The sequence below is a fragment of the Nonomuraea montanisoli genome (assembly GCF_013363975.1).
Taxonomy (GTDB): domain Bacteria; phylum Actinomycetota; class Actinomycetes; order Streptosporangiales; family Streptosporangiaceae; genus Nonomuraea; species Nonomuraea montanisoli.
Genome location: NZ_JABWGN010000009.1, coordinates 222,045 through 232,645, shown reverse-complemented (window position 1 = coordinate 232,645; position 10,601 = coordinate 222,045). Strand labels below are relative to the sequence as shown.

Genomic DNA, 10,601 nt, shown 5'->3' with positions numbered 1-10,601 from the left:
CAGCATGACATCCACGCAATGGCCGGAGCCGTTCGAGCAGATCCTCCGGGCCTTTCTTCCCCAGTTGGGCCAAGAGACGCCCCTCAAGAATGATCTGAGGCTTGCCGAGCACGGGCTGGACTCGCTCGCCACAGTGAGTCTGCTGGTCGAGGTCGAGGACGCCTTCGGAATCTCGATTCCTGATGAGTTTCTCGTTCCCGACACGTTCGCTACGCCGTCAGGGCTGTGGGCGGTCGTGGAAGGGCTCTCTCAGCAGCCCTGAACGGCCCCCCACCCCGCGACCAGCTTTGGAGCCGGAAGATGTCAACGGGCACAGAAGAACTCCTGCACGACCTGCTTGATCAGGCCGCCGCGCGCACGCCGCACCGACCTGCTGTCTCTGACGACGGTCTTTCGTGGACGTTCGCCGAACTCAGAGACTGGAGTGTCCGCTTCGCACGGTGGCTGAGCCTGAAGGGAGTGCGGCCGGGCGATCGTGTCGTGGTCAGAGCGCCGAACTCCCCTTACCTGGCCGCCTCGGTCTTCGGCGTGTCGAGAGTCGGCGCAGTCTTCGTGCCGATCAGTCCTGCAGTGTCCGCTTATCAGTTCGGGCACATTGTCAAGGACGCCGACCCCGCTTTGGTCCTGGACGAGGGTCATATGCACACTCCTTGGACGGAGTTCGCCGCGTCATGGGCGAAAGCCGGACCAGCGCCAGAAGGTAAGGCCACGACGGGCGGCCATGCGAAATCGCTGGCGTTGCTCATGTACACCTCAGGCAGCACGGCCATGCCCAAAGGTGTTGCCTGCCAGCACGACCAAGTGCTTTATGCAGTGAAAGCCATCGCGGAACGGCTCTCCTACACCAGTACGGACGTCATCTTCCTGGCACTTCCCATGTCATTCGACTACGGGCTATACCAGCTCTTTCTCTCCGTCGTGGCCTCGGCCCAGCTCAGCATCGGCACGGTCGGCGACACAGCCGGCCTGCTCCCGGGCATCCGAAGAAGCGGGGCGACGATCGTGCCGGTGGTCCCCACGCTGGCTGTGTTGCTGGTGCGCATGGCGGCACGGAGGGGCGTCTCCGGATGCCGAGTAAGGCTGTTCACCAATACCGGGGCGCGACTGGGAACCCCGCTGGCGAGGCAGTTACGCGAGTCCTTTCCCGGCGCCGCAGTGACGCAGATGTTCGGGATCACCGAATGCAAAAGGGTGTCCATCGGCTTGCCGGACGAGGACCTGATCAGGGAAGGGTCGCTGGGTACGGCGCTGCGGGGCACCATCATCCGTGTCCTCGATGATCGGGGGCTACCCGTCAAGGCCGGCGTCGAGGGACAGATCGCCGTCGTGGGACCGCACGTGATGCGGGGATACTGGAGAGCTCCGGATCTCACGAACGAGAGATTCGTCAAAGATCCGGTTTCCGGCGAGAGGATGCTCCTCACCGGCGACTACGGACTCCTCGACCTCTCCGGCAACCTCTATTTCAGAGGACGGAGGGACGACATCTTCAAGCGACGCGGAATGCGCGTCAGCGCGTCGGAGATCGAGGCCGCGGCCGAGGAAGTCAGCGGTGTGGCCAGGGCTGCCCTCGTGAGGGAGGGGGAACGGCTCTACCTCGCCGTGACCGGCTCCATTTCACCGTCCGCGCTGCTGGAAGAACTCACGCGGAGGCTGGAGCCCGCGAAACGGCCGGACGCATGCGTGATCGTCCCTGAGCTGGAGCTGACGACGAACGGGAAGGTCGACCGCGCGGCCGTGGCCCGGCGAATACTCAGCCAGAGTGGCGCGTCTCCGGTTGGAGATGGCCATGCATGACCGGCTCATCCAGAAATACGGCAGTCCCCTCTACAGGTACGACCTCGGTGAGGTCGCCGAAGCGTATGGCCGCCTGTGCGCGGCGCTTCCCCCGGCGGCTGCCATCTTCTATTCGTTGAAGGCCAATCCGCATCCGAGTATCGTCGCGGACCTGGCCCGGCTGGGCGCCCGCGCCGAGGTCAGCTCCGTCGCCGAACTGCTCACCGCCAAGAGCTGCGGACATGCCATCCACCAGTGTCTCTACACCGGGCCCGGCAAGACGGCGGAGGAGATACGGCAGGCCGTACAGCTCGGTGCTCGCCTCTTCTCGGCTGAATCCGTCACGGACCTACGCCGCATAGCCGGGGTAGCCCGTGCGGAGGATGTGACAGCGGAGTGCCTGCTCCGGCTGAACGCGGGGTCGGGCGGGAGTGGCACGTCCATCCGCATGACGGGGCGGCCTTCCCAGTTCGGCTTCGACGTCAACGAGGTCGCCAGGTGGATCTCCCAGGTGTCGGACGTCGACGGAGTCGACGTCGTAGGGATGCATTTCTTCCCCATAAGCAACGCGCAGAGTGAAGCCGCTCTCATCGCGTCGTTCGAGGAGAGCCTCGCGTGCGCGTCCCTTCTGCATGAGACGTACGGGCTGCCGCTGCGGATGCTCGATCTGGGCGGCGGATTCGCGGCCCCCTACGCACGGCCGGGGCCCGCCGTGGTGTACGGCGGCCTGCGCCCCGCACTCCTCCGGCTGGCCGACGCCTACCTCAAGGGCCGCTCGGACGTCGTCCTGGCCTTCGAGGCCGGTCGGTATTTGACTGCCGCGTGCGGTTCCTTGATCACTACTGTCTCCGACGTCAAGCTGTCGCGGGGAGAGCGCATCGCTGTCCTCGACGCGGGGATCAACCATCTCGGTGGCATGTCGGGGCTCCGCAGGATGCTGCCCCTGTCGGCGATGCCCGAGGCAGCAGCCGGCGGTGAGTCCGTCGTGATCACGCTGGCGGGACCGCTGTGCGCACCCAGCGACGTCCTGGCACATGGCGTCAGGCTCCACTCACCGGCGCCGGGCGACGTACTCGAGATACCCAACGTCGGGGCTTACGGCCTGTCCGCCAGCTTGATCGCCTTCCTCGGTCGGGTGTGCCCCGCGGAGGTCGTGGTCCGTGACGGCGACGTCGTCTCGGCCACCCGGATCACTCTGGTGCGCGATGACCTGTAGGTTTCGCGCCCCGAGCGGCGGAGGACTCTACGTGCGGTACAGCGGTGCACGGATGCGAGCGGTTTCATGTTGCGGCAGGTGATGCGGAGGTTCCCGACAGGAGTCGTCGTCGTCATGGGCGACGGCGCCAAGGGGCGGGTTGGCGTTTCGATCAACTCGTTCACGTCCGTCTCGCTTGAGCCTCCGCTCACTCTGTTCTGCATCAGTCGCTCGTCAGAGACGTGGCGGCGCCTGAGCGAATTGCGGAAGTTTTCGGTCAACGTGCTCGCCGCCGACCAGGCGCATGTGGCACGCGACTTCTCCGCGAAAGGTGTTGACCGGTTCGCCGGGGTGCAGGTCACGGCCGCTTCCTCGGGTTTTCTTCGGATCGCAGGCGCTGTTGCCGCTTTCGACTGCGTGGTCGAGAGCGTACTCGCCCGAGGCGATCATCATATTGTCCTGAGTCGCGTCCTGAATGCGCACATTCTTCGGGACGAGAGAGCGCTTGTCTTCGTGGGCGGGGAGTACGAATAGGCCTCGGGTAGGTGCCCGGTATGGACAAAGTAGCGGATGCCCGCACCATGGACACGCCCCCGGCAGGAGGAGCGATCAGCCTCTTGCGCATGCCAAGGCATTCGGGGGTCGACAGTCCGTGCGGGAATATGAGGCCCAAAGATGAAAGTGGCGATTTACGATGGCTGCCCGATATACCTTCAAGGCTTGCTCTCGATCGTGGCCTCTGCGGGTATGCGCGTTGTCGGAGCGGAGACGACCCTGACCGACCGGCACCACCGGGAGGCCGAGCTCTTCATGGTGGACGCCGACATCGCCGGCCCCGCCGAGGTCGCGGACTTTCTCAGGAGCGCCAACGCCATCGGGCCCTCGGTGCTGCTGATGGATGTGGATTCTCCCCTGGCGCGCTCCACGGCGTGCGTGAATGGCTCGATCCTCATCGACCGGCGGTCTCCGATCGGCACGTTGCTGGACGAAATGGACCGGATACGAAGGGGAGAGATCGTGCCGACATCCGTCTGCAACGGCACGACGGAAACGCCCGTCCCCCGTCTTTCCCAACGTGAGCGTCAAGTGCTCCAGGAAATCTCACTAGGACGCACCAACGGCCAGATCGCGCGACGGCTCTCCATCAGCACCTACACGGTGGACACGTATCTCAAAAGGATCAGAGGCAAGCTGCAACTGGGCAACAAGGCCGATCTGACCCGAGCGGCGATGACGTTGTGCGGCGATATCGGCTAATACGTGCGCTCAGCAGGACGAACGGTAGAGGCGGAGTAGACGCTTGATATGGGTGCAGTAGGCAGCGCCCGTACGGTGCCAGCAGGCCGAGATCAGATATCTGGGAGCAGGAATGAGCGCAGGACAAAGTTCCACGCCTGACGGGATGAAGCGGGCGGAGACGATGTTGCGGAGGCTGGCGCTCGTCCCTCACACAATGCGTAACTTCCGTGTCGACTCCAGCGCGGCTCACCGAAGGCACGGCATCGACCGAACTTTGCTCTCGGAACTGGTCGATGCCGGTCTGCCCCACGCCGGAACGGCCGATGATGCGCTGTTCGACGACAACGACCTGGGCAACATGTCGCTGTATCTCGGGCTGAAGTCGTCCCGACGTATGGCGATGTTGTGCTGGATTCGAGCTCTGAGGCGGATTCGCCAAGGCGGCGCACGTTACACCGTGTCGCTCCGCGTCTCCTGCACCTACCCCGGACACGTCGGCCTTTGCGTCTACCAAGTGCATCCGGCGTTCGGAGGAATCCGTACCGCCACCGGCACGCGGGCCGACACGACGGTGGCAGAGCTGACCACGCCAGATCTCCCTTGTCCTGTCGACCTGCCACGACAGGTGGTGCAGATCGCGAACCGCTTCTCGGACGTCAGCTTCCACCTGCTGCCAAGGCCCCTCAAGGACGACCTCTCGCTCCTCCATCGAGAGAAGATCGGCGAGTGCAGCATGACAGCCAAGGCATTGATCAGCGTCTTGCTGGAGGCGGGATTCCCCGCACGCCTCGCCTTCGGCCTCATCCTGGCCACACCATTCTCGAGTACGCACACCTGGGCCGAGATCCAGGTGGACGACCAGTGGCTCCCCGTGGATCCGCTCCTGCCCAGGGCACTGCAGAGCTGGGGAATAGTCCGCCCCGCGGACTGGCCCGTCACGATGTCACCCAGAGGCCTCTTCTACCGGCTCACCGGCGAACAGACCGACTTCGCCAGACACGCCGGTTACGCCTGCAGGCAGAGTCTGCCGACCACGGTGGCCGGCGCCTGACAAGATTGCGGAGGCACGAATGCGCACGCCCTCACCACTCATCGACGAGCAGCCGGAACTCTCGCTGCTACTCGCCTTGTGTCGCGTAGAGCTCAGTGGCGATCAGATCTCGGCCTGCAGACACCTACTGACGAAGTACCGCGACGACCTGGACTGGGGCTTCTTCATCGACCAGTGCGGGCGGCACAAGGTGCTGCCTCTCGTGGCCCGGCACATCGTGGTCCATCGGCTCTACCTGAGCCCGGACGGGATACCTCTGATCCCCTACCACGGGATCTACGCCGGGATCTACGTCGGTAACAGGCGGCGGAACGAGATCCTGGCCCACGAATATGCCGCACTGTTCCGGGCTCTCGGCGCGGCGAGGTTCCGCTATGCCGTCCGCAAAGGACCGTTGATCGCCGAAGGGCTCTATGGTGATCCGGGCCTGCGGCGTATGTACGACCTCGACATCTTGGTCGCCCCGGCCGACGCCGACGCCATGCACAGGCTTCTCAGACACCACGGATACACCCAAGGGCGCGTGTCGGTGGACGGGGGCGGGATCGAGTCTTTTGATCGGGGCACACAGGTCTTCTGGCAGCTGAATGTCAACAATGAACTGCCGTTTGTCAAACTCGCCGACACCCTGTTGATCGAAGTTTACTCGATCGACCTCTGCCTCAACATCTTCCAACGCCGCCACACCAAGGACGTGCCTGCGGAGGAACTTCTGGAACGCCGCATCCCAGTACGCCTGTGCGGCGAGGATGCCTTCGCTCTCTCGCCGGAAGATCAATTCATCGATCTGTGCGCGCACTTCTACAAGGAGGCGACCACCCTCTACTACATCGAATCCGGGGGGGACCTCCAGATCCTCAAGTTCCTGGACGTGGCGCTCGCCGCCGCACGGCTGTCCTCGGAAGAGTGGCACGGGGTCGTGTCCCGGGCGCGTGACTATGACGCCACCGACAGCGTGTACTACGCCCTTCACCACGCACGCCTGCTCTACCCCGAACTGGTCCCCCAGGAGCTTCTCCATGACGTGCGCCCGGCGGAGGACGGTTTCCTGGACGAGTATGGCGCGCTGGACGGCGATGTACGCACGTGGGCGGAACCGCTGGCCCGGCGCCTGTTCCTCACCGACCGCAGGAGAAGTGCTCGCGGCCGTTCCCATGTGCCACGCGCCTGAAGGAGGGGCCGGGGTGTCCGACAACATGACCATGAGGTGGTACACGGCGCTGGCCAACGTCACCAGCGCCGTGGGCGGACTCATCTTGGATCAGCACCAAAACGTCCTGCTCGCTGAGCCGAGGTACAAGCCTACCTGGGTGTTCGTCGGAGGCACTGTCGAGGCGGACGAGGCCCCCACGGCCGCGCTCGCACGAGAGATGTCGGAGGAACTGGGAGCGCTCCTGGCACAGAGAACCCCAGTAGGCAGGCTGCTGGTGACCGACTGGGTCCCACGGCGCCCCGGGTGGGACCGGCCCATGCACCATCTGGTGTTCGACTGCGGACAACTCGACGTGCGAAACCTGGCCTCGGCGAGCGTTCCCGCTCGAGAACTGACGTGCGTCAGATTCGTCACGATACGTGACGCCAGGGTGCTCATGGAGCCACACGAGAGCCGCCGCCTCGAACTGGCCCTCAGGGCTCAGCGTCTCGGCGTCCACATTTACGCGGAAGACGGTTTCCCCCAAGGGGATTGACCGGCTGAGAGGAGAGAACGATGGCGCGGGGTCCCGCACGCCGTCCACGGCGAGGTCTCCTCGCCGACCTGTGGTGGCGGATACGGCTCTGGCGACTACGGAAAAGCGATCCGTATCTTTACAAGTGAGGAATTTTCATGGTGACGTGGGGCATATCCGGCCTCTCGCATGACGCGTCGCTGGCTGTTCTGGAAGGCGACCGCCTGCTCTTCGCCGGCCACTCAGAACGGTATTCACGGAAGAAGAACGACGCTCTCCTCCATGCCGACCTCATCTCCGAAGGGCTGGCCTACGGGCGGCCGGAGGCCATAGCGTGGTACGAGCGGCCGTACATCAAGAAGCTCAGGCACGTCAGAGCCGGTCAGCTCGGTAACGCGCTGTCGCTGTCCGACGTTCCGCAGCGTTACCTGCGCTCGCTGCTCCCCTTCCCACTGCCGGAGATCTTCTATGCCGATCACCACCAGGCGCACGCCATGGCGGGGGTGGCCACCAGCGGGTTCGCCGAAGCAGTGGTCATCGTCGCGGACGCCATCGGTGAGTTCGACACGTTCACCATCTCCCGGTTCGGCAGGGACAGCGGGCTGGAGACGCTGTACCGGCGCCGCTACCCACACAGCCTGGGACTGCTTTACAGCGCCTTCACGCGGCGATGCGGGTTCCGGCCGAACGAGGACGAGTACATCGTCATGGGAATGGCGGCGTTCGGCACGCCGATCCATGCGGAGCAGCTGCAAGAAGAATGGCTGACGATCGAGGACCCGGGCTTCCACCTGCGCGCCAATGTCCATCGCGGTATCGGTGAGTGGTTACCCGGCGCCCGCCCTGAGGACCTCGCGGCGAGCATCCAGGCAGTCACCGAGACGGTACTGCTGCGGGCGGCCTCCTGGGCACAGCGGGAAACCGGGATCTCCAACCTGGTGCTCATGGGTGGCGTGGCGCTCAACTGCGTCGCCAACTCCAAGATCTCCACGGAATGCGGCTTCGACCGCATCTGGATCTTCCCCAACCCCGGTGATGCCGGATCCAGCGTAGGGGCGGCCGCCGCCCTGCACGGCGGTCCCATCAAGTGGGACGGCCCCTATCTCGGGACCGACATCGACCGCCCTTTCGATGTGGACGAGCTGCTGCGAACACTCCAACGCGAGGGTGTCCTGGCACTGGCCAACGGTCGTGCGGAGTTCGGGCCAAGGGCACTCGGCAACAGGTCGCTGCTTGCCGACCCCAGGTCCCCGCTCATGAAGGACAGAGTCAACCAGATCAAGGGGCGAGAGAAATTCCGGCCCTTCGCCCCGGTGATTCTGGCGGAGCGGGCGGCGCAATACTTCGACATGCCCGTCCCCGAGAGCCCTTACATGCAGTTCACCGCTACCAGTCTTTTCCCAGCGGAATTCCCGGCGGTGGTGCACGCGGACGGCACAAGCCGTGTCCAGACGGTCACCTCGGAGCAACATCCCAACCTGCACGCGCTGCTCACAGCCTGGGAGAACGCCACGGGATGCCCGATGCTCCTGAACACCAGCCTGAATTCCAGAGGTGAGCCGCTGGTGAACACCTGGGAGCAGGCTGTGGCGTTCGGCGCGCGAGAGCATGTCAGGGTGCTCTGACGATGATTCGATTCCTGATCGCCAACGGCTGCAGCTACACCCGCGGCGCGGAACTGGATGATCCCGGCCGCGAGGCATGGCCTGCCGTACTGGCCGGGCAACTCGGCATCCCGTTCGTCAACCTGGCCTGCGATGGCGGATCCAACCGGCGCATCGTGCGGACGACCGTCGGAAACCTCCATCGTCTCTGCGCCGAGAACGGCGTCTCACCGGCCGAAACACTGGTCTTCTGCATGTGGACGGGACTCACTCGCGGGGAGTGCCGCGGCCGTCGGCCGGACCCGGGCAACCGCCCTGACCTGCCCTACGAGACCGACTGGCATCGGCTGGGCAGATGGCGGATCGCCGAAGGGGACACGGTCTCACAAGCCTATTTCTCCCGCCTCTGGGACCAGCGAGGCGCGGCGGTCGACTTCTTCACGGACTGGATCCTGCTGGACTCGTTCCTCCGTGACAGCGGTGCTCTGGCCAGATATGCCTTCGCATGGGACGTCCTGCCCAGGAAACTGGGTCGACAGGCTGTCGACGTGGCGGGTGGACTGGCGCAAGCCACCGTGTACGGCGGCGATCCCACGGACGCCGAGCAATCGTTTTACAACGCCATCCAGCGAAATTTCAGCGTCGGCAAGCTATATCACCCGCTGGCGGCGGCGCATGTCTATTTCGCACAAGAGCTCGCCGCCTGGACACGTACCGGTCTTGGCGTGGGAAGCCCACCATCGACGAATTACTTCTCGAAAGGGTAGTCCTCCTATGTCCGGATATCGAATCGCCTTCACCCTGGGGCGGATCCTGCCGCCTTCCAAGCACCTCTTCGAAACGGTGGAGCGGAAGGGGCTGGGCCATCCCGACACCATGGCCGACCTCGTCGCCGAGCTCTTCTGCTTCCGGTATGCCCAGCACTGCGAGAAGCAGTTCGGCTTCGTGCCCAACCACTCGGCGGACAAGGTCACTCTCGCCGGCGCGGACACCGTGGTCAGGCTCGGTGGGTACGACGTCGTGACGCCCATCGGCGCCTACTACTTCGGCAAGGTCACCCGGCACGTGGGCAGCGTCACGATCCCGGTCGAAGATCTCTTCGACTCCGCCGTGGCGGACGTCCTCACCACCTGTACGCGGGACCCGCAGGTCAGACAGCACACTCGCCCATACCTGCGCGCAGTCGTAGGGAGTCCGATCGACCATCATCCGGGTTACTACAACCCCGAGTCCAACGATCAGTTGAGGTCGATCATGACCACCGAACGGCTGGCCAACGACACGGTCGCGTGTGCCGCCAGTTCGGAACCCACACCGGTCGAGCGGCTGACATTGGATCTGGAGCGCTATCTCCAGGGACTGGAGTTCAGGTCGCTTGTGCCCGGTACCGGGTCGGACATCAAGGTCCTGGCTGTCAGAGACAGTCGCGTTCTCGACGTGACCGTCTGCGTTCCCTTCCACCCGGAAGCCCTGTCCTCGTGGATCGACTACGACGACAGGGTCGAAAGGATCCGTTCTCTGATCTCCACCTTCATCGAGGGGCGCGTACCCGAGGGGGTGGAGACGTTCGTCGTGCATCTCAACAAACGCGACATCCCAGGCCGCGGATACCTCGCGCCTTTCGGTACCTGCCTCGGCAAGGGCGACGTAGGAGCAGTAGGCCGCGGGAACAGATTCTCGGGACTGATCACACCTGGGCGAGCCATGTCCGTGGAAGCCCCCGCCGGAAAGAACCCCGTGCACCACACGGGGAAGCTGTACACGATTCTCGCGCAGTGGGTCTCGGACCTGCTCCGTCAACACTTCTGTGTGGACAACGAGGTCATCATCACCAGCAGGGTAGGTGCGGCACTCACCGAGCCGGGGTCTGTGTGCGTCAACTTCGCCGAGGACGGCGTGAATCTCGAGAAGGCAGAGTCCCTGATACGCACGCAGATCGGCGACGTCGACCTGGTGACACAGGCGCTGCTGAACCAAGATCCTCTTGAGGAGATCCAGTCGGTCTACAGACTCACGCCGGCCTCGGACGCGCCGTGAGATGTCGGGATGGCGCGCTGGACCGAGTCGGC

General features: G+C 64.5%; 11 protein-coding genes. All 11 read left to right on the top strand.

Annotated elements, in window-relative coordinates:
* Positions 1–4: 4 nt before the first annotated feature.
* The 11 genes from HTZ77_RS24380 (at position 5) to HTZ77_RS24330 (ending at position 10,569) form a co-directional block, all read left to right on the top strand.
* A complete protein-coding gene (locus HTZ77_RS24380; protein WP_175591991.1) occupies positions 5–262 on the top strand; it encodes a phosphopantetheine-binding protein in 258 nt (85 codons plus the stop codon).
* A 38-nt stretch (positions 263–300) separates the two neighbouring features.
* Entirely contained in the window at positions 301–1,797 is a 1,497-nt protein-coding gene (locus HTZ77_RS24375) for a class I adenylate-forming enzyme family protein (RefSeq protein ID WP_175591990.1), read from the top strand.
* Positions 1,790–2,992, top strand: a complete 1,203-nt coding sequence (locus HTZ77_RS24370) for a type III PLP-dependent enzyme domain-containing protein (protein WP_205303315.1) — start codon at positions 1,790–1,792, stop codon at positions 2,990–2,992. The genes HTZ77_RS24375 and HTZ77_RS24370 overlap by 8 nt, the downstream gene beginning before the upstream one ends.
* Positions 2,993–3,058: 66 nt before the next feature.
* The gene (locus HTZ77_RS24365; protein ID WP_175591988.1) at positions 3,059–3,505 is read left to right on the top strand and encodes a flavin reductase family protein; all 447 of its coding nucleotides are present in this window, start codon (positions 3,059–3,061) and stop codon (positions 3,503–3,505) included.
* A gap of 186 nt (positions 3,506–3,691) precedes the next feature.
* Positions 3,692–4,228: a helix-turn-helix transcriptional regulator gene (locus tag HTZ77_RS24360; protein ID WP_175591987.1), complete on the top strand. Its 537-nt coding sequence runs from the start codon at positions 3,692–3,694 to the stop codon at positions 4,226–4,228.
* 256 nt (positions 4,229–4,484) lie between these two features.
* Entirely contained in the window at positions 4,485–5,261 is a 777-nt protein-coding gene (locus HTZ77_RS24355; RefSeq protein ID WP_175591986.1) for a transglutaminase-like domain-containing protein, read from the top strand.
* 19 nt (positions 5,262–5,280) lie between these two features.
* Positions 5,281–6,432, top strand: a complete 1,152-nt coding sequence (locus tag HTZ77_RS24350; RefSeq protein ID WP_175591985.1) for a nucleotidyltransferase domain-containing protein — start codon at positions 5,281–5,283, stop codon at positions 6,430–6,432.
* Between the two features lie 13 nt (positions 6,433–6,445).
* Positions 6,446–6,949, top strand: a complete 504-nt coding sequence (locus HTZ77_RS24345) for an NUDIX domain-containing protein (RefSeq protein ID WP_175591984.1) — start codon at positions 6,446–6,448, stop codon at positions 6,947–6,949.
* Positions 6,950–7,086: 137 nt separating this feature from the next.
* The gene (locus tag HTZ77_RS24340; RefSeq protein WP_175591983.1) at positions 7,087–8,553 is read left to right on the top strand and encodes a carbamoyltransferase family protein; all 1,467 of its coding nucleotides are present in this window, start codon (positions 7,087–7,089) and stop codon (positions 8,551–8,553) included.
* Positions 8,554–8,555: 2 nt separating this feature from the next.
* Positions 8,556–9,299, top strand: a complete 744-nt coding sequence (locus HTZ77_RS24335) for a DUF6071 family protein (RefSeq protein WP_175591982.1) — start codon at positions 8,556–8,558, stop codon at positions 9,297–9,299.
* A gap of 7 nt (positions 9,300–9,306) precedes the next feature.
* A complete protein-coding gene (locus HTZ77_RS24330) occupies positions 9,307–10,569 on the top strand; it encodes a methionine adenosyltransferase (protein ID WP_175591981.1) in 1,263 nt (420 codons plus the stop codon).
* The last annotated feature ends 32 nt before the right edge of the window (positions 10,570–10,601 follow it).